This window comes from Halorutilus salinus (assembly GCF_026242195.1).
GTDB lineage: Archaea > Halobacteriota > Halobacteria > Halobacteriales > Halorutilaceae > Halorutilus > Halorutilus salinus.
Window position 1 is genome coordinate 218,520 of sequence record NZ_RKLV01000001.1, and the last position, 17,832, is coordinate 236,351.

The following is a 17,832-nucleotide window of genomic DNA, read 5'->3' on the forward strand; positions in this document are numbered from 1 at the left end:
GCACGAGGAGGTTGCCAGACTATGTCTGGCAGTCCGCAAACCCCTACGGTTTGCGAAGGCATGCTCCGCATGCCTCTCTGACCACGGCGTCGGAACGGGAACAACCACAAACAAGAGGAAACAGAAAGATGCCGAAACAGAATCCGAGGTTAGTAAGCCTCATCGAACGACTGCGCGAACGCGCGTCGGACGAGGGCGACGTCTGGAACGAGCTGGCGTCGCGCCTCGACTCGCCGTCGCGTAGCCGCGCGGAGGTCAACGTGAGCAAGATAGAGAGATACGCGGACGAGGGCGAGACGGTCGTCGTGCCGGGTAAGGTTCTCGGAGGAGGCGTTCTGTCGAAGAGCGTCGACGTTGCCGCCTTCGACTTCTCGTCGTCGGCGCGTGACAAGATAGACGACGCAGGAGGCGAACCCGTCGCACTCGACGACTTCGTAGACGACGCCGACGGTTCGGGCGTAAGGGTGGTACGATGAAGGGTGAACCCGACTTCGACGCTGACGAGGCGATGCTTATCGACAGCGAAGGTGCCGTACTCGGACGTCTCGCAAGCACCCTTGCGTCAGAGTCACTTGACGGAGAGAAGATAGTCATCGTCAACACCGAGAACATCGTTGTGTCGGGGGAGAAAAGCGAGGTTGTCGACGATTACCGTGGTAAGGTTGAAAGGAGCGTCGACCGTGGACCCTTCCACCCGCGCCGTCCCGAGGGCGTCGCAAACCGCGCCGTACGCGGTATGCTCCCGTACAAGAAGCAACGCGGAAAGGATGCGCTCTCGCGCGTCCGTTTCTACGTCGGCGTCCCGGCGGAGTACGACGACGAGGATTTCGAGAAACCCGACAAGGTACTCGACGATATCGGCAGGGGAGGCTACGTAACGCTCGGCGAGATAAGCGAAAAGATAGGTGCTAACGTAACATGGTAGAAGCGGTCAATACGTCAGGTAAGAAGAAGACGGCTGTTGCGCGTGCGACGGTGACGGAGGGGGATGGACGCGTACGCGTTAATTCGAAGCCGGTCGAGTTCGTCGAACCCGAAAGCGCGAGGCTCAAGATGACAGAGCCTTTCCGTATCGTGGAGGACGACCTCCGCGCCGACATCGAGATAGATGTCGATGTCGAGGGGGGAGGCTACGCCGGACAGGCGGACGCCGTACGCACCGCCATAGCGCGCGGTCTCGTCGACTGGATGAACGACGCCGAACTCCGCGACGCTTACATGGAGTTCGACCGTTCGCTCCTCGTCGACGACCCGCGTCGTAAGGAGGCGAAGAAGTTCGGCGGACCGGGCGCACGCGCCCGGTACCAGAAGTCGTACAGGTGATACCATGATGGTGCCTGTCCGCTGTTTCACGTGCGGAAACGTAATCGGCGAGTACTACGACGAGTACAAGGAGCGCGTTGAGGACGAAGGCGAGGACGCCGAGGAGGTTCTCGACGATCTCGGCGTCAACCGCTACTGCTGTCGCCGTATGCTCGTGACGCACAAGGATCTCGTAGACACGGTGGCACCGTACCAGTGAGCATGAGTATGCGATACACGCGGTACGAACGCGCGCGTATCGTCGGAGCACGCGCGCTCCAGATATCGATGGGAGCGCCGCCTCTCGTCGAGATGGAGACCAACAACCCCGTCAAGATAGCGCGCCACGAGCTTGAGCGCGACGTTCTCCCCATAACGGTGAGGCGTGACGGATGACGCCGACGGAGATAGACGAGGTAACGTTACGCCGCGTCCTCGATTCGCGCGGAAACGCGACGGTCGAGGCGGACGTGCGAACGACGGAAGGCTTCGGACGCGCCTCTGCGCCGTCGGGCGCTTCGACGGGTGAGTACGAGGCGGTCGAGATATCCGCCAAACGCGCCGTCGAACGCGGTGAGGAAGCCGGGGAGGCTCTCGTCGGCACGGACGCCGCGAACCAACGCGCAGTCGACGAGACCCTGCGCGATGAGGACGGCACGGACGACTTCTCGCGTATAGGAGCGAACGCGGCGGTGGCTATCTCGATGGCGACCGCAGACTCCGCCGCCGACGCCCTCGGTGTTCGGTTACACCGCCATCTCGGCGGAGCGTTCGCCTCCTCGACACCGACACCGCTCGGAAACGTCGTCGGAGGCGGTGAACACGCCGACGACGCAACCGACATACAGGAGTTCCTCGTAGCACCGACGGGTGCGGAGACGTTCGAGGAGGCTGTTTTTACGAACGCCGCCGTACACGCCGGCGTAAAGGATGTACTCGACGACCGCGGTGTGACCGCAGGAAAGGGCGACGAAGGCGCATGGGCACCCTCCATAGACGACCCCGAGGCGCTCGAAGTCGTCGCCGAGGCTGTCGACCGCGCCGCGGATGTCGAGACACGTATCGGTCTCGACGTTGCGGCAAGCGAACTCTGGGACGACGACGCAGGCGCTTACGTCTACGGAGACACGACACGCGACACAGAGGAACAGGTCGACTACGTGGAGTCGCTCGTCCGCGAGGGCGATCTTATCTACGTCGAGGATCCGTTGCGTGAGGACGACTTTGAGGCGTTCGCACGTCTCACCGAACGTCTCGCAGACACCGACACACTCGTCTGCGGCGACGACCTGTTCGTCACCAACGTCGAACGTATCGAACACGGCGTTGCCCAAGGCGCGGCGAACTCCGTCCTCATCAAGCCGAATCAGGTAGGGACGGTGACGGGAGCGTACGAGGCGGTGAAGACTGCGCGCGACGCCGGATACGAGACGGTTATGTCACACAGAAGCGGTGAGACGGAGGACGCAACCATCGCGTCGCTCTCGGTCGGATTCGGTACGGGGTTGATCAAGACGGGTACCGTCGGAGGCGAACGTACAGCAAAGCTAAACGAAGTTATAAGAATACAGAGAGACATGGAGCGATAACGAATGTCACAGGAACAGCCAGAGGCTGATGACGAGACGGTTGAAGAAGAAGCGTCGGCACCCGAAGAGGCACAGGAGACCGAGGAGACCGCGGCGGAAGAAGCCGCAGAGGAGGAGAGACAGCCCACGGAGTCGTTCGAGGGCGAGGACGACCTACTCATACCCGTCGACGACTACCTGTCGTCGGGTGTGCATATAGGCACTCAACAGAAGACGGGTCATATGGAGCGGTTCATACACCGTGTACGTGAGGACGGTCTGTACGTTCTCGACGTGGCGAAGACCGACGAACGTATACGAACCGCGGCGAACTTCCTCGAAAACTACGAGCCTTCGAGCATACTCGTCACCTCGTCGCGCAGGTACGGACAGCATCCTGCCGAGACGTTCGCGGAGGCAACGGGTGCGCGCGTCCGTTCGGGACGTTTCATACCCGGGACGCTCACGAACCCCGACTACGACGGCTACATAGAGCCTGACATTCTGGTCGTCACAGACCCCATAGGCGACGCGCAGGCTGTCAAGGAGGCGGTCACCGTCGGTATCCCCGTCATAGCGATGTGCGACACCAACAACGCCACCAACAACGTCGACCTCGTCATACCTACGAACAACAAGGGACGTAAGGCGCTCGCGGTCGTCTACGGTCTTCTCGCCGAGGAGCTTCTCGACACGCGCGATGTCGAGACGGAGTATACTATAGAAGACTTCGAGCCGGAGGTCTGACGCGGGGTGCCAGCGCGGTCGAGCGCCCCCGGATCAGCGTTTCTCGTCGGAGAGCACGCCGTCGTCTACGACGAACCCGCTCTTCTCCTCGCCGTCGACAGACGCGCGACGGTAGCCGTCGAAGACGCCGACGAGGACGACCTACCCGACTCCGCTTACGTCCGCGAGGCGGTCGAAAGGACACGCCTGTACGCCGACGAAACGACGCCGGTTCGCGTCGAGGTTTCTTCCGACATCCCCGTCGGCGCGGGGCTGGGTTCGAGCGCCGCAGTCTCTGTGGCGACGTTACACGCCGTATCGCGCCAGTTCGGTGCTCCTATGGAACCCCAAGAGGTCGCAGACGAGGCGTACGCCGTAGAACGCGCCGTACAGGGAAAGGCGTCCCCCGCTGACACGTACACGTCGGCGACAGGAGGCTACGTCGTCGTAGATGGTGACGAGCGCCGAACCGTGGATGCACCCGACGCCCGTTTCGTCGTCGGCTACGACGGAGGCTCCGCGCCGACGGGCGAGATGGTCGACGGCGTCGCACGTCTCGTCGATCGGAACCCCGTTGCGTCCGACATCGTCTCCGCGGTAGGCGACCTTTCACACGACGCCGTCGAAAGCCTCGAATCGGGCGATCTTGAAGTCGTCGCCGCGCTCATGGACATGAACCAAGGTCTTCTCGACGCTCTCGGTGTCTCATCGTCGTCGCTTTCACGTATGGTCTGGTCTGCGCGCGACGCGGGCGCGAGCGCCAAGCTAACCGGCGCGGGGGGAGCAGGCTGTGTACTCGCCTACCCCGCGACAGACGAGGCTCAGGAGGCTGTCGCCGAAACAGCGAAAGAAGCCTTCGTCGTCTCACCCGCCGAAGGGGTGCGTTCCGAGTGATACTCAAGATAGGCGGAAGCGTTCTGACGGAGAAGGACGGTGATGAGACGGTCGCTGGTGTTTTCGACGATGTTCTCGCCACCGTCGCGCGGGAAGCGCCCGACGACCTCGTTCTCGTCCACGGCGCGGGATCCTTTGGACATCCGCACGCCGAACGTCACGGGATTGATGAACGGACGGCGTCTGTCGAAGGAGCGTACGAGACACACGCCGCCGTAGCGCGTCTAAACCGTCAGGTCGTCGAGACGCTCAACAGCCACGGCGTCGACGCGGTTCCCGTACATCCGTCGTCGTGCGGTTGGCGCGACGGGGGGACGCGGTTCCAGACCGGTGCCGTCGAAAGTCTCCGCGACGCCGGCTTTCTACCCGTCGTACACGGCGACGTAGTAGCCGACGCGCACGGCGGTGCATCGGTTCTTTCGGGCGACGAACTCGCCGTCAGGCTCGCCGAGGAAGACGAGAGGATAGGTATGTGTACGTCGGCGGGCGGCGTCCTCAACGAAGAAGGTAACCGGCTGGGGCGCGTTTCATCGGTCGAAGAACTCACCGAGTTAGGCGACGGTACCGACGACGTTACACGGGGTATACGCGGGAAGGTCGAACGTCTTCTTTCGGCTCCGTCGGGAGGATACGTATTCGGTGCCGACGAGATAGACGCTTACCTCGGAGGAAACGACGTTGGAACCCTCGTAAGGAGGTAGTATGCCAGGAACATCAGAGAGAAAGGACGATCATATACGTATAGTCAAAGAGGAGGACGTGGAGGAGCCGGGTACGGGTTTCGTAGACGTTTCGTTGGTACACGACGCCCTCCCCGGTACGCATCTCGACGACGTGGACACGTCGACCGATATACTCGGCGCGACGCTCGGTGCGCCCGTCTTCATAGAAAGCATGACGGGCGGACATCCGAACGCGACGAAGATAAACCGTAACCTCGCGTACGCCGCCGACGAGATGGGTGTGGCGATGGGCGTCGGTAGCCAGCGCGCCGCGCTCGAAGACGACGACCGCAGACGGTCCTACGAGGTCGTACGTGACTCCGACGCAGGATCCGACGCCTTCGTCTACGGAAACATAGGCGCGGCGCAGTTGGACGAGTACGGTGTGGAAGGCGTCGAGGAATGCATCGATATGATAGATGCCGACGCGATGGCTGTCCATCTCAACTTCCTTCAGGAGGCTGTACAGCCCGCGGGCGATGTCGACGCACGCGGCTGTCTCGAAGAGATCGAACACGTCGCGCGCGAGGCGAGCGTCCCCGTCATCGTAAAGGAGACGGGAAACGGGATCTCCGACGAGACGGCGCGTGAACTTGCCGAAGCGGACGTCGACTGCGTCGATGTCGCGGGAAAGGGCGGCACGACGTGGTCGGGTGTCGAGGCGTACAGGGCGTCCGCGCACGACGACAGACGCGGCGAGAACCTCGGTGAACTGTTCCGCGTCTGGGGCATACCTACGGTCGCAAGCACCGTACTCGCCTCAGACGAACACCCGTGCGTCGTCGCGTCGGGCGGTGTCCGTTCGGGTCTCGACATAGCGAAGGCGGTTGCGCTGGGTGCGTCGGCGGGTGGTCTCGCCAAGCCGTTCCTCAAGCCCGGTGCAAAAGGATCCGACGAGGCTCTCGAAGCCGTCGAACAGGTCGTCGCCGAGCTACGGACAGCGATGTTCGTCACAGGTTCGGAAGATATCGATGAACTTAGTAAAGCCCGTTCTGTTGTAACCGGTAGAACAGACGAGTACCTTCAAAAGGTTCGGTAAACCACGGTTAAATTTCAATTTCAAAAGATCAAACTTAACGGAGAAAGACAAGATGGAGATCGAAATAACAGCGGTAGGTGGATACGAAGAGGTAGGTAAACAGATGACTGCGGTTCGGTTGGGTGAAGATGTCATAATCTTCGACATGGGCATCGACCTGTCGAAGATTCTGCTACACGAGAACGTAGAGACGGAGTCGATGCATTCGCTCGACCTCATCGAGATGGGAGGTATACCTGACGACCGTATAATGAGCGATATCGAGGGGGATGTCAAGGCTATCATACCGACGCACGGACATCTCGACCATATCGGCGCGATACCCAAGTTGGCGCACAGGTACGACGCGCCTATCGTGGCGACGCCTTTCACTGCGGAACTCGTCAAGAAGCAGGTTCAGGGCGAAAAGAAGTTCGGCTTCGACAACCCGATACGTAAGATGGAGGCTGGCGAGGTCATACAGATAAACTCGAAGGTCACCGTCGAGTTCGTCAACGTACAGCACTCGATACCGGGTGCGATCGCGCCCGTCGTCCATACACCAGAGGGTGCGGTCGTGTACGGACTCGACATGAAGATAGACCATACGCCCGTCATAGGCGACCCTATCGATGTCGACCGTCTCAAGGAGATAGGGCGCGAGGACGAAGGCGTTCTTGCGCTCATACCTGAGGCGCTCAACGCGGGCGAAGACGGACGGACGCCGAGCGAGAAGGTGGCGAAGGAGATGTTACGTGACCTTCTCCACTCCTTTGAGGACTACGACGGCGGTATAGTTGCCACGACGTTCGCGTCGCATATAGCGCGTATAAAGAGCCTCCTTCAGTTCGCGCAGGAGATAGACCGCCGTCCGATACTCCTGGGTAGGAGCATGGAGAAGTACTCCGGGATCGCCGAACGTATGGATCTCGTCGAGTTCCCCGATGTCGGTATGTACGGTCACCGTAGGAGCATAGAGCGCGCGATGAAACGCGTTATGGACGAGGGTAAGGAGAAATACCTACCCATCGTGACGGGACATCAAGGCGAACCCCGCGCGATGCTGACACGTATGGCGCGCGACGATACGCCGTACGAGATAGAGCAGGGCGACAAGATCGTGTACAGCGCGCGTATCATACCTTCGCCTATAAACGAGGGACAGCGCCACCAAGCCGAGAAGCTACTCCGTATGCAGGGTGCGCGCGTCTACCCCGACATACACGTTTCGGGGCATATGGGCGGCGACGAGCATTACGACCTACTCGACTGGCTACAGCCCGAACAGGTGGTGCCCGCACACCAGACAGCCTCCGTCCGTAGCGAGTATATCGATATGGCGGAGGAGCTGGACTACAAGATGGGTCGTGACGCCCATCTGCTACGTAACGGCGACAGCGTCACGCTCACGGAGTAAGCCTTGCCCAACGTTCCCGACCCTGTCCGGGAGAACGCACGTCTCGTGAACGAAGCGATAGACGGACGTCTGCCTCTCGGCGGGCTACGCGTCCACGAAGCCGCGGAGCATCTCCTGACGGCGGGGGGGAAACGTCTACGTCCCGCGTTGCTCATGCTCGTAGCCGACGCCTTCGGACGTTCGCCGCGCGACACCGTACCCCCCGCGCTCGCGGTTGAGATCACGCATTCGTTCACGCTGATACACGACGACGTTATGGACGACGACCCTCTGCGACGCGGCGAGGAGAGCGTCCACAAGAGATGGGACGTACCGACGGCGATACTCACGGGCGACTACCTCTACTCGAAGGCTTTTGAGACCGCACTCAAAACCGACGCCACCGACGCGACGATGAGACGTGTCATGGAGACGCTTGCGGAGACGTGTACGCTCATCTGCGAAGGGCAGGCGCTCGACGTCGAGTACGCCGAGGCGGATACTGTCAGCGAGGACGACTACCTCCGTATGGTCGAACTCAAGACGGGTGTACTTTTCGCCGCCTCGACGGGTATCGGCGCTCTCGTCTCAGAAAGCGGTATCTTCGACGAGGCGTACGGATACGGTCTCAGGATAGGAAAGGCGTTTCAGATACACGACGACGTTCTTGACCTCGTGGGCGAAAGCGGTGATCTCGGAAAGACGCGTGCGAGCGACCTTTTCGAGGGTAAGAACACGCTCGTCACACTCCACGCGCGCAGAAACGGCGTCGATCCGTCTCTGCCCCACGACGCTTCCGACGCGGAGGTCGAGGCTAAGGTTGAGGAGATACGCGAAGCGGGTAGCATCGGCTACGCCCGCGAACGTGCGGAGACTCTCGTCGACGGGGCGAAGGACGACCTCGACGCCCTCCCTGAGGGTGAACCGCGCGACGCACTCGCCGAGGTCGCCGACTACCTCGTGAGGAGGGACTACTGATGGAAGAAGAAACACGTGAACTCGTCAGGCTGTACGCCTTGCAGAACGCCGTCGAACACGGTGCGGACGCCGACCCCGGCGCTGTCATCGGTACCCTCATGGGCGAACATCCGGAGCTACGTGAGAACGCGGAGAAGGTTTCGGAGGAAGCCCCTGAGGTCGTGGCGTCCGTAAACGCGATGCAACCCGACGAGCGCCGCGCGGTGCTCGAAGACGAAGCGCCCGAGATGCTCGAAGACGACGAGGAAGAGGACGATGAGGGTCTCCCGTCTCTTCCCGCGGCGGACGACTACGACGAGATCGTGATGCGTTTCGCACCCAACCCCAACGGGCCTCCGACCATCGGTAGCGCACGCGGCATGGTCGTGAACGACGAGTACGTACGTGAGTACGACGGGACTCTTGTCCTCCGGTACGACGACACCGACCCCGTCAACAAACGTCCTCTACCCGACGCGTACGGCTGGTACGAGGACGACGCCGAATGGCTCGGTGTCGGTATAGACGAGACGTACCGCGCGAGCGACCGTCTCGAAACCTACTACGAACACGCACGCGAACTCATCGAGATGGGGGAGGCGTACGTCTGCGACTGTCCCGCCGAAGGGTTCAGCGAGAAGAAAGCCGAGGGCGTCGCGTGCCCGCACCGTGACCGCGGTGTCGATGAGAACCTCGCCGAATGGGAACGTATGCACGACGACGCCACCGACACGGTTCTCCGAATCAAGACGGATATGGAGCACAAGAACCCTGCTCTGCGCGACTGGGTGGCTTTCCGCGTCGTTGAGGAACCCCACCCGCTCACCGGCGACGACTACCGCGTCTGGCCCATGCTCGACTTCCAGTCGGCTATCGACGACCGTCTTCTCGGTACGACGCATATCATACGCGGCAAGGATCTCCGCGACTCCGAAGGTCGTCAGGGATACGTCTACGACGCCTTCGGATGGGACTACCCCGAGGTCCTCCACTGGGGTCGTATCTCCGTAGAGGAGTACGGTACGCTGTCCACCTCGTCGCTCGCCGAGAAGGTCACAGCGGGCGAGTACGAGGGATGGGACGACCCGCGCGTTCCGACCGTGCGCGCCCTCCTCCGGCGCGGTATACGCGGTGAGGCGCTACGCGAAGCGCTCCTCGAACTCGGCGTTAGCGACGCCGACGTAGAGTTCAGCATGGAACACGTCTACTCCGCCAACAGGGCGCTCGTCGACGACGAGGCGAACCGTTACTTCTTCGTACGCGACCCCGTACGCGTCGAGGTCGAGGACGCACCCGAAACCGTCGCTCATCCGCCGCTCCATCCCGACGACGACCGCGGCGTCCGCGAACTCGCCGTCGACGACGCCGTCCTACTCGAAGCCGACGACCTGCCCGACGATGGCGAGAAACTACGTTTCAAGTCTCTGTACAACGTAGAGGTCGTCTCAACCGACCCGCCCGTCGTGCGCCATCTCGGAAACGACCTTTCGCTCGTCCGCGATGGCGACGCGTCGGTCGTTCACTGGCTTCCCGCGGACGACGGCGAGACTGTTGACGCGACGTTACGGACGCCCGACGGCGACGAGACGGGCGTCGTCGAACCGGCGGCGCGCGACGAACTCGACGACATCGTGCAGTTCGAGCGCGTTGGCTTCGCTCGTGTCGACTCCGACGACCCTTTCGTCGCCTTCTTCGCTCATAGATAGACGGATAGCGAAAAACGCGGTGGCGCGCGGCGACGAGACGTACCATGGACAGGTTTTCGTCGCCGACGTTCTACGCCGCGTACCCGCGGTACATACGTCTTCATAATAGCCTACCGTACGTCTACGTCGCCCTACCGAGAAGCGTCGCGCATCTCGACCTGAAGCCCCGCCTCCGCGACGTTGACACCGTACTCCGACGTGCGCACCAGACTGTCGAGTACGGTTCCGAGGAGGTAGCCGTCATCGGCGTCGCGCTCGTACAGTTCGCGGTCGAGCGCCTCGGCGTCGTCGACGAAGACCTCGGCGTCCACGATTATCGAGCCAAGGTCTGAATCCTCGACGTCCAACAGACCGTCGACCGAACGCGTCACGAGGTTGCGTGACCGCTCCCCGAGGGCGTCGAACCTCTCGGCTACCTCGTCGGGCGGTGTCGAAGCGGCGCGCTCCGCGACCTCGGCTATCTTCTCGGCGTGGTCGGCGATACGTTCGAGCTGGCGCGCCGCCGTGTAGTACTCGAACTTGGTCAGGTCGCCGCCGCGCATCGGCACGTCGACGTTGACGAGCGACCGCTGGAACTCCCTGCAGATGAGACCGAACAGGCGGTCGACGTCGTTGTCCTGCCGCGCGACGCGTCTCCCCTTCTCCGCGTCACCCGCAAGGACGGCGTCGAGGGCGTCCTCGTGCATCGAGAGAGCCGTGAGCTTCATCTGCACGAGCGTCTGTTCCGGCGAAAGGTCGCCGACATCGAGCATCGTGCGCGCGACTATAGAGCCTTCGCCCTCCTCGTGGACCTCGATACCGACAAGACCCGTGACGGCGTCGCGTATCCCGCGGCGCTGGTCGTTTTCGAGCATCCCCTCGACGCGCACCTCCTCGCACCCGGCGATGTACGCCGACTCGACGCTCCTTGCGAGGTCCTCGGGTTCGCGCCCTTCCGCCTGTATCACCACCGACCGCCGTTCGCCGTCGGCGTCGTGCGAGACCACCAGACGGTCGTCGCGTGAGTAGAGCCGCACCGTCGTTCCCGACTCGACGCCATGTTCGCGCGCCCAGTCCTTCGGAAGCGAGACGGTGTAGGTGGAGCCGCCCGTCACCTGCACCTTACGCTCCACGGCTTCCTCACCGTTAGTCACGTCGTACACCTCCGTAACGCGCCTTTCGTGGCGTAACCATAGCTACAGTACCTAAGCGTTACATAAATATCATACTATTGGGTATATATTCGACGGTGAGACTGGGATATATCTCTTGTCGAAGCGCATACATGAGAACAAGTACTTACCGAAGCATGACGAATCTCCTCGGTAAATGGGAGAAAAGTAGATGACGTGCGCTGAACAATCCGCATATCTACCTACACCACGATGCTAAACCTCGCCTAATATGTTCTGCTAAATAGTTCTATGTAGTACTTTGTTACGAAAAGTACCTCTATTAGCAACCTACTTGTGTGCACTGGGACCATAGCCGAGTGATGGTCGAAAAAGACTCCAATGGCGTTTCGCGCAGGAAGGTACTGACAACAACAGGCGGTATCGCAGGTGCAGGCATCGTTTCGGGATGTCTGAACACCGGCGGGAACGACGACGGTAGCGGCAACGGTAGCAGCAGTAACGGTAACGACGAGATGAACGGTAACGGCGAGATGAGCAACGAGAGGGGCTCGGATTCGATGGACACCTCGCCGCTCAACGCGGGCGGTTCGTCGACGGTTTACCCCATCGCCAACTCCGCGGCGCGTCTCTGGAACGGCAACCCGCCCGCGAGCGACGAGGAGTACTGGGGTCCCGGTCAGTACGGCATCGACACCGACATGAATCTCGCGGACTACTTCGGGTCCTTCTACGGATTCGAGCCGACCGACGAGCGTACCGTTCCGCCGTTTACGGCGAGCGTAGCCCTCAGCCACTCAGGGACGGGCGTCGAGGCTGTCATAAACGGACGTGCGGACTTCGGCAACGCGAGTTCGACGGCGGAGTCTATACTCGGACCCGACAACGATGCGCTCGACAGCATCGTCGACCATGTCGTGGGCGTCGACGGTCAGCCTCTCGTCGTCTCGCGCGAGATATACGACGCGGGTGTCACGAGTATCACGGGCGAGGAACTCCGTGATATCTACATGCAGGAGATAACCAACTGGAGCGAACTCGGCGGTCCTGACAGGGAGATATACGCCGTCGGGCGTGCTGAGGACTCGGGTACGGACACGGCGTTCCGCACGAACCTATACGGGGACCCGGACGCTCCTATCGAACCCGACGTACGTCGCGGACAGAACCAGCAGGTCGCCAGTATCATCGAACAGGAGGATAACGCCATCGCGTACATCGCGCTCGCGTTCGTCGAACCCGACGGCGCGACACCAGCCGTAGACCTCGAACTCGACGGAACGACGTACAGCTACGGCGAGAACCTTGGTGCTGAGGACTACCCGCTCAACCGTGACCTCCACATGTACACGTGGGGGGACACGAGCATGAAGGAGGCGGCTTTCCTCAACATGATACTGTCCGACTTCGGTCAGCAGGAGTTCGTCGCGTCCAACAATTACTTTACGCTCCCCGACGACCGACGCCAAGAGGAGCGCGACAAGCTACCCAACCAGGTCTGATAACGTCGGAGCCTCTCGGTTTGCGGTCGTAGCGAGGAATGGCAAAAAACATAATCACGACATACACACTGTAAGCAACAGACCGTGTTTGAAACCCTCAGGAATCCACGTAGCGCCATTCGGGAAGCGGTCAGTAGACTGCGCGTCTTGGCTGAGGAGACGGACCGTCTCACGCTCGTCCTCGTCGTGGCGCAGGCGTTTTTCGCCGGCGGTGCCTTCGTCAGCCTTCTCGCCACAAGGTCATCCTTGGCGACAAGCTTCTTCTTCCTGTTCCTCGTCTCCTCCGGCGTAAGCTGGGTGCTTAGACAGGCTGTCACCGCTAAGATTCTGACCTTCATGATGACCGCCACCGTGCTTGCAACGCTCGGTCTTATAGTGGTCTTCCTCGTAATCGAAGCTATTCCTGTCTTCCGACATACGGGGCTTGAACTGTTCCTTCCCTTCGACGGCGCGAACTGGTCGACGAGCGCGGGGGAGTTCTCGCTCGTAGCCATGATATGGGGTACTGTTCTCACGACGCTTGTCGCGGTAGTCGTCGCCGCGCCTTTCGGCATCGCGGGGGCGCTTTTCATAAGCGAAATCGCGCCCGAATGGCTCAAGTCGTTTGTCAAGCCTTCGGTTGAGATACTCGCCGGCATACCTTCCATCGTATACGGCTTCATCGGATTCACGATACTCAATCCGTATGTCGGCGACCTTTTTTCCGTCAGCCCAGGCTCGCTGTTCCTAATCGGACTCGTCATCGGTCTAATGGCGCTCCCGACGGTCGTCTCAGTCGCCGAGGACGCTCTCTCTTCCGTACCCGGTTCGATGAAGAACGGCTCGCTTGCCGTCGGCGCTACAGACTGGCAGACGATGAAGAGCGTCACCGTCCCCGCGTCTTTTTCGGGAATCTCCGCCGCTGTCCTCCTCGGCGTGGGGCGTGCAATGGGCGAAACGATGGCGGCAACGGTCATGATTTCACACACGCGCCAACTTCCCGAACCGACCGTATACAACGTCTTCGACAGCACGGAGACGCTGACGACGCTCATCGCAAGCTCATACGGACACGTCACGCCCGGCGAACTGTTCTGGAGCGCGCTGTTCGCCGCGGGCGTCTTCCTTCTCGTTATCGTCACGGGTCTGGGTATAGTATCGCAGATAATCGAGCAACGTATGAAACGTAAGTTAGGAGGCAAGGAATGAGCGAAGCCTACGAAAGAAGCCTCGTGGTCGAAGGCTCGTCGGCTTACGAACGCGTCTCCGCGGCTGTCGTCGGCGTCTCGTTCGTCGCCTTCCTCGCGGCTATAGGGACGTTCTTCGGATGGGTGCCGCTCGCAGAAAACGTCGCGGGCTTCGTCGCCGCACGGTACTTCGGCGCGGTTCTCGTCGCGCTCGGATTTGCCGTCGCCGGTCTCGGTGTAGCGTCGCGGGTCGGAATGTTTGAGACAGCACCCGATGACTCCGCAGGACTTGTCGCGGCGGTCGTATTCGGGATGCTCTGGTTCCTGACGCTCGGATTCGTCGCACAAGCCGTCGGCATCGGTGCGGTTGGATGGATAGGGGCGCTCGCCGCCGGCGTCGGTCTGGCGTACGCGACTCTCGTCTCGTCCGAGGATATTGGCTCGACGTTTCCCGTCGCAGGCTTCCTGCTGTTCATGGGGGCGCTCTTCGTTGCGGGAGCCGTCACGCCCGAAAGCGCGTGGATGTCGGAGGCTTTTGAGGCTACCTTCCCCGGAACCGTCGTCATACCGACGGCGACCATCATGGGGGCGCTTCTCGGCGGATGGACGGGCGCAAAGGCGTACGCAGGGTACGGAACTCGAGGCAGACAGAACGGCGCGTTCCTCCTAATATCTCTTGTCGTCTTCCTCGTTCTCTCGATTCTCGTCCTTCTTCTCGCCTTTGTCTTCGAACGCGGCGTCGCCGTCGTCCTCGAAAACTTGATTATCGGCGCGGGAACGGCGCTCGCATTCGTCGCGCTACCCGTCGTACTCCTCTCAAGACGCGCCTACCGCCGGGGCATCGTGACAGGAACCGGCACCGACGCGGTCTCCTCTTACGTCCGTTTCGCGTTCCTTGCGGTGTTTGTTCTCCTCGCCGCAGGACTCGGTTACGCGTTCGCTACCGCGACGAGCCTGTCGTACGGCTCCGTGACGCTCGAACCCACGACTGCGGTCGGGGCGCTTCCCGCCCTTGTCGTTTCAGGCGTCCTCCTTCTCGTGGCGCGCGCCGCCGACACGTCGACAGCCGAAACCGACCGTGAGCAACTCGTCGCGCGTCTCGCACGTCTTGTCGTCGCTGGTCTCGTCGCCGGTGCGCTCGTCGAACTCTTTGTCGCCGAGATAGGTGTTCCGGGTGTTCCGTTCATGCCTATCGCAGTCGCCGCGGTTGCCGCCGTTTCTCTCGTCGCCCTCGTTGCCTCGTACGCGCGCGACGTACCGTATCCACGCGTACTGCCCGTGACTGTCTTGCTCTGGGCTTCGGTCGTTGCCGCCGTTCACGTTCTCGCAACAGGCGACGCCGTAGCGGTCGCGGGCGTCGGTATCGTTGAGGGTGGCACCGTCAACTGGCCCTTCCTCATGAATCCGTCCCAGGGTCTCGGGATACAGATAGGCGTCATGCCCGCGATGTTCGGCACCATCTGGATAGTCCTCGGTGCAGTTGTCTTCGCCGTACCCCTCGCTGTCGGCGCGGCGGTCTACCTGACCGAGTACGCCGAGGACAGTCTATTCACGCGCGGCGTCGACGTTGCGACGAACGGTCTTTGGAGCACGCCGAGCATAGTCTTCGGTCTTTTCGGACTCGCCTTCATAGTGCCGCGTTTCGGTGACAGCCCGTCGATACTCGCCAGTCAGCTCGTTCTCGGGTTCATGCTCCTGCCGCTCGTCCTCATAACGAGCCGTGAGGCTATGAAGAGCGTGCCCGACGAGTACCGCGATGCGAGCGCCGCCCTCGGCGTGTCGAAGTGGCGGACGATACGGAGCGTCGTCGTTCCCGCGGCGATGCCCGGAGTCATCACGGGTGTCATACTCGGCGTCGGACGTATCGCGGGCGAGACTGCGCCCCTTCTGCTCGTCCTAAACGGACCCAACTTTCCGGGAAGTGCGCCCGGCGTTCTTTCGAGCTTCGATGTCGGATTCGGTCTACAGCCGCCTTTCATACACGTCTCCAATCCCGCGCTTCTCGAAAGAGCGAGCGCCCTGCCGTACCAGCTATACGCCGTCATCACCGCAGGTGTCGGTGCCGAGGAGTCGTTCGGATGGGGTACTGCGCTCGTCCTTCTCGGCGTGGTTCTCTCGTTCTTCGCCGTTAGCGTGGCATCACGACGGTACTTCAGGAGAAAGCTACAACAATGACAGAGACAACGACAGAAACCGAGGAACAGTCAACGGGAACGTCCGTGGGTTCCGGCGATACGGATACACGGACGACGAAAGGCGAGAGCGAGGAGAGAACGCGCGACGAATGGAGAGAGTATAGCTTCTCGGAAGATGCCATCCTCTCGGTGGACGACCTCAACGTCTACTATGGCGATGACCACGCTCTCAAGGACATCTCCATGGATATACCGGAAAAAAGTGTGACCGCCCTCATAGGTCCTTCCGGTTGCGGTAAGTCGACGTTCCTACGCTGTCTCAACCGTATGAACGACCGTATCAAGTCGGCGCGGGTCGAGGGCACCGTCGAGTACAACGGCGAGGACGTGTATCAGGACGGCACCAACCTTGTTGAACTCAGAAAACGTATCGGCATGGTCTTTCAGGCACCTAACCCGTTCCCCAAGTCGATACGTGACAACATCGCGTATGGACCACGCAAGCACGGCGATATAAACCGGGGCTTCGTCGCGAGCCTACTTGGACGCGACGACAAGGAAGAGGAAGACGAACTTGTTGAGGAGTCCCTGCGCAAGGCGGCGCTCTGGGACGAGGTTAATGACAGACTCGACGATAACGCTCTTGGGCTTTCGGGCGGTCAGCAACAGCGTCTCTGTATCGCTCGGTGTCTCGCCGTCAACCCTGAGGTAATACTCATGGACGAACCTGCGAGCGCGCTCGACCCCGTCGCTACGTCGAAGATAGAGGACCTCATCGAAGAACTTGCCAAGGAGTACACCGTTGTGGTGGTAACGCACAACATGCAGCAGGCGGCGCGTATCTCCGACCAGACTGCGGTCTTCCTAACCGGCGGCGAACTCGTCGAGTACGACGAGACGGACAAGATATTCGAGAACCCTGAGAGCCAACGCGTCGAGGACTACGTCACGGGTAAGTTCGGGTGATGCCGCGCGACGACTACCGCGAACGCCTCGACACGCTCCGTGGCGAAGTCGTATCGACGGGCGAAACCGTCGTCGGACGCCTGCGTGACGCACTCGTGGCGCTCGAAGACAAGGACGACGAACTCGCACGCCGTGTCGTTGAGGGCGACGACGAGGTCAACGAGAGGTACCTCGAAATCGAACAGGAATGCGTCGACCTCATCGCGTTACAGCAACCTGTCGCGGGAGACCTGCGTTTCGTTGTCGCGTCTTTCAAGATAGTTACCGACCTCGAACGCGTCGGTGACCTCGCTGTCAATCTCTCCGACCGCGCAACCGAGGCGCGCCGCGACCGGTTCGCAGAGGTGGACGTACAGGAGATAGGTGCGTTCGCCGCCTCGATGGTTGAGGACGCCGTAGAGGCGTACGAGAACGGGGACATCGAGGCGTGCCGCGGCGTCGCGGAGAGCGACGACGTACTCGACACACGGTGTGAGGGGGCGACGCGGCGTGTCATCCGCGAACTCGCGGACGCCGCACACGAGGACGCCGACGGGTCCGTGAGCGACGCCAAAAATCTCCTCCTCACGGTGCGCGACCTCGAACGCGTCGGCGACCACGGCGTCAACATCGCGGCGCGGACGCTGTATATGGTTGAGCACGAAGACGAGCTTCTCCGTTAG

Annotated in this window: 19 protein-coding genes; 18 read left to right on the top strand and 1 reads right to left on the bottom strand. The window is 61.4% G+C overall.

Annotation, left to right across the window (positions count from 1 at the left end; translation table 11 throughout):
• Positions 1-128: 128 nt before the first annotated feature.
• From EGH25_RS01185 to EGH25_RS01245, 13 genes are read left to right on the top strand one after another with little or no spacing between them, the layout of a single operon-like run.
• Entirely contained in the window at positions 129-476 is a 348-nt protein-coding gene (locus EGH25_RS01185) for a 50S ribosomal protein L18e (protein ID WP_266085537.1), read from the top strand.
• Complete coding sequence (locus EGH25_RS01190; protein ID WP_266085539.1) at positions 473-925, top strand: 50S ribosomal protein L13; 453 nt, start codon at positions 473-475, stop codon at positions 923-925. The genes EGH25_RS01185 and EGH25_RS01190 overlap by 4 nt, the downstream gene beginning before the upstream one ends.
• Complete coding sequence (locus tag EGH25_RS01195; RefSeq protein ID WP_266085541.1) at positions 919-1,323, top strand: 30S ribosomal protein S9; 405 nt, start codon at positions 919-921, stop codon at positions 1,321-1,323. Before EGH25_RS01190 ends, EGH25_RS01195 begins: the two co-directional genes overlap by 7 nt.
• Positions 1,324-1,327: 4 nt before the next feature.
• Positions 1,328-1,522 (top strand): DNA-directed RNA polymerase subunit N, encoded by a 195-nt coding sequence (locus EGH25_RS01200; protein WP_266085543.1) that lies wholly within the window; start codon positions 1,328-1,330, stop codon positions 1,520-1,522.
• A gap of 8 nt (positions 1,523-1,530) precedes the next feature.
• Positions 1,531-1,698, top strand: coding sequence for a DNA-directed RNA polymerase subunit K (locus EGH25_RS01205; RefSeq protein ID WP_338071857.1), 168 nt, complete (start codon positions 1,531-1,533; stop codon positions 1,696-1,698).
• The gene (gene eno / locus EGH25_RS01210) at positions 1,695-2,891 is read left to right on the top strand and encodes a phosphopyruvate hydratase (RefSeq protein WP_266085547.1); all 1,197 of its coding nucleotides are present in this window, start codon (positions 1,695-1,697) and stop codon (positions 2,889-2,891) included. The genes EGH25_RS01205 and eno overlap by 4 nt, the downstream gene beginning before the upstream one ends.
• A gap of 3 nt (positions 2,892-2,894) precedes the next feature.
• Positions 2,895-3,617, top strand: coding sequence for a 30S ribosomal protein S2 (rpsB, locus tag EGH25_RS01215; RefSeq protein WP_266085549.1), 723 nt, complete (start codon positions 2,895-2,897; stop codon positions 3,615-3,617).
• Positions 3,618-3,623: 6 nt separating this feature from the next.
• A complete protein-coding gene (gene mvk / locus EGH25_RS01220) occupies positions 3,624-4,490 on the top strand; it encodes a mevalonate kinase (protein ID WP_266085551.1) in 867 nt (288 codons plus the stop codon).
• Positions 4,487-5,191 carry an isopentenyl phosphate kinase gene (locus EGH25_RS01225; protein ID WP_266085553.1) on the top strand — a complete coding sequence of 235 codons (705 nt, stop codon included), beginning with the start codon at positions 4,487-4,489 and terminating at the stop codon, positions 5,189-5,191. The genes mvk and EGH25_RS01225 overlap by 4 nt, the downstream gene beginning before the upstream one ends.
• Before the next feature lies 1 nt (position 5,192).
• The gene (fni, locus tag EGH25_RS01230; RefSeq protein WP_266085555.1) at positions 5,193-6,251 is read left to right on the top strand and encodes a type 2 isopentenyl-diphosphate Delta-isomerase; all 1,059 of its coding nucleotides are present in this window, start codon (positions 5,193-5,195) and stop codon (positions 6,249-6,251) included.
• Positions 6,252-6,303: 52 nt separating this feature from the next.
• On the top strand, positions 6,304-7,647 hold the full coding sequence (locus EGH25_RS01235) for an RNase J family beta-CASP ribonuclease (protein ID WP_266085557.1): 1,344 nt from the start codon (positions 6,304-6,306) through the stop codon (positions 7,645-7,647).
• Between the two features lie 45 nt (positions 7,648-7,692).
• Positions 7,693-8,604: a polyprenyl synthetase family protein gene (locus tag EGH25_RS01240; RefSeq protein ID WP_266085559.1), complete on the top strand. Its 912-nt coding sequence runs from the start codon at positions 7,693-7,695 to the stop codon at positions 8,602-8,604.
• On the top strand, positions 8,604-10,289 hold the full coding sequence (locus EGH25_RS01245) for a glutamate--tRNA ligase (RefSeq protein WP_266085560.1): 1,686 nt from the start codon (positions 8,604-8,606) through the stop codon (positions 10,287-10,289). Before EGH25_RS01240 ends, EGH25_RS01245 begins: the two co-directional genes overlap by 1 nt.
• Before the next feature lie 131 nt (positions 10,290-10,420).
• Here EGH25_RS01245 and EGH25_RS12055 read toward each other — a convergent pair whose 3' ends face one another.
• Entirely contained in the window at positions 10,421-11,422 is a 1,002-nt protein-coding gene (locus EGH25_RS12055; RefSeq protein WP_266085562.1) for a phosphate uptake regulator PhoU, read from the bottom strand.
• A gap of 341 nt (positions 11,423-11,763) precedes the next feature.
• Between EGH25_RS12055 and EGH25_RS01255 the strand changes: the two genes are divergently transcribed.
• The 5 genes from EGH25_RS01255 (at position 11,764) to phoU (ending at position 17,832) form a co-directional block, all read left to right on the top strand.
• The gene (locus EGH25_RS01255) at positions 11,764-12,903 is read left to right on the top strand and encodes a PstS family phosphate ABC transporter substrate-binding protein (protein WP_266085563.1); all 1,140 of its coding nucleotides are present in this window, start codon (positions 11,764-11,766) and stop codon (positions 12,901-12,903) included.
• 147 nt (positions 12,904-13,050) lie between these two features.
• The gene (pstC, locus tag EGH25_RS01260) at positions 13,051-14,091 is read left to right on the top strand and encodes a phosphate ABC transporter permease subunit PstC (RefSeq protein ID WP_266085565.1); all 1,041 of its coding nucleotides are present in this window, start codon (positions 13,051-13,053) and stop codon (positions 14,089-14,091) included.
• A complete protein-coding gene (pstA, locus tag EGH25_RS01265) occupies positions 14,088-16,244 on the top strand; it encodes a phosphate ABC transporter permease PstA (protein ID WP_276591850.1) in 2,157 nt (718 codons plus the stop codon). Before pstC ends, pstA begins: the two co-directional genes overlap by 4 nt.
• Positions 16,241-17,170 carry a phosphate ABC transporter ATP-binding protein PstB gene (gene pstB / locus EGH25_RS01270; protein WP_266085567.1) on the top strand — a complete coding sequence of 310 codons (930 nt, stop codon included), beginning with the start codon at positions 16,241-16,243 and terminating at the stop codon, positions 17,168-17,170. Before pstA ends, pstB begins: the two co-directional genes overlap by 4 nt.
• On the top strand, positions 17,170-17,832 hold the full coding sequence (gene phoU, locus EGH25_RS01275; RefSeq protein WP_266085569.1) for a phosphate signaling complex protein PhoU: 663 nt from the start codon (positions 17,170-17,172) through the stop codon (positions 17,830-17,832). Before pstB ends, phoU begins: the two co-directional genes overlap by 1 nt.

Coding starts and splice junctions, on each gene's coding strand:
- EGH25_RS01185 (WP_266085537.1), top strand. CDS start 129: ATGCCGAAACAGAATCCGAGGTTAGTAAGCCTCATCGAACGACTGCGC.
- EGH25_RS01190 (WP_266085539.1), top strand. CDS start 473: ATGAAGGGTGAACCCGACTTCGACGCTGACGAGGCGATGCTTATCGAC.
- EGH25_RS01195 (WP_266085541.1), top strand. CDS start 919: ATGGTAGAAGCGGTCAATACGTCAGGTAAGAAGAAGACGGCTGTTGCG.
- EGH25_RS01200 (WP_266085543.1), top strand. CDS start 1,328: ATGATGGTGCCTGTCCGCTGTTTCACGTGCGGAAACGTAATCGGCGAG.
- EGH25_RS01205 (WP_338071857.1), top strand. CDS start 1,531: ATGCGATACACGCGGTACGAACGCGCGCGTATCGTCGGAGCACGCGCG.
- eno (WP_266085547.1), top strand. CDS start 1,695: ATGACGCCGACGGAGATAGACGAGGTAACGTTACGCCGCGTCCTCGAT.
- rpsB (WP_266085549.1), top strand. CDS start 2,895: ATGTCACAGGAACAGCCAGAGGCTGATGACGAGACGGTTGAAGAAGAA.
- fni (WP_266085555.1), top strand. CDS start 5,193: ATGCCAGGAACATCAGAGAGAAAGGACGATCATATACGTATAGTCAAA.
- EGH25_RS01235 (WP_266085557.1), top strand. CDS start 6,304: ATGGAGATCGAAATAACAGCGGTAGGTGGATACGAAGAGGTAGGTAAA.
- EGH25_RS01245 (WP_266085560.1), top strand. CDS start 8,604: ATGGAAGAAGAAACACGTGAACTCGTCAGGCTGTACGCCTTGCAGAAC.
- EGH25_RS01255 (WP_266085563.1), top strand. CDS start 11,764: ATGGTCGAAAAAGACTCCAATGGCGTTTCGCGCAGGAAGGTACTGACA.
- pstA (WP_276591850.1), top strand. CDS start 14,088: ATGAGCGAAGCCTACGAAAGAAGCCTCGTGGTCGAAGGCTCGTCGGCT.
- pstB (WP_266085567.1), top strand. CDS start 16,241: ATGACAGAGACAACGACAGAAACCGAGGAACAGTCAACGGGAACGTCC.
- phoU (WP_266085569.1), top strand. CDS start 17,170: ATGCCGCGCGACGACTACCGCGAACGCCTCGACACGCTCCGTGGCGAA.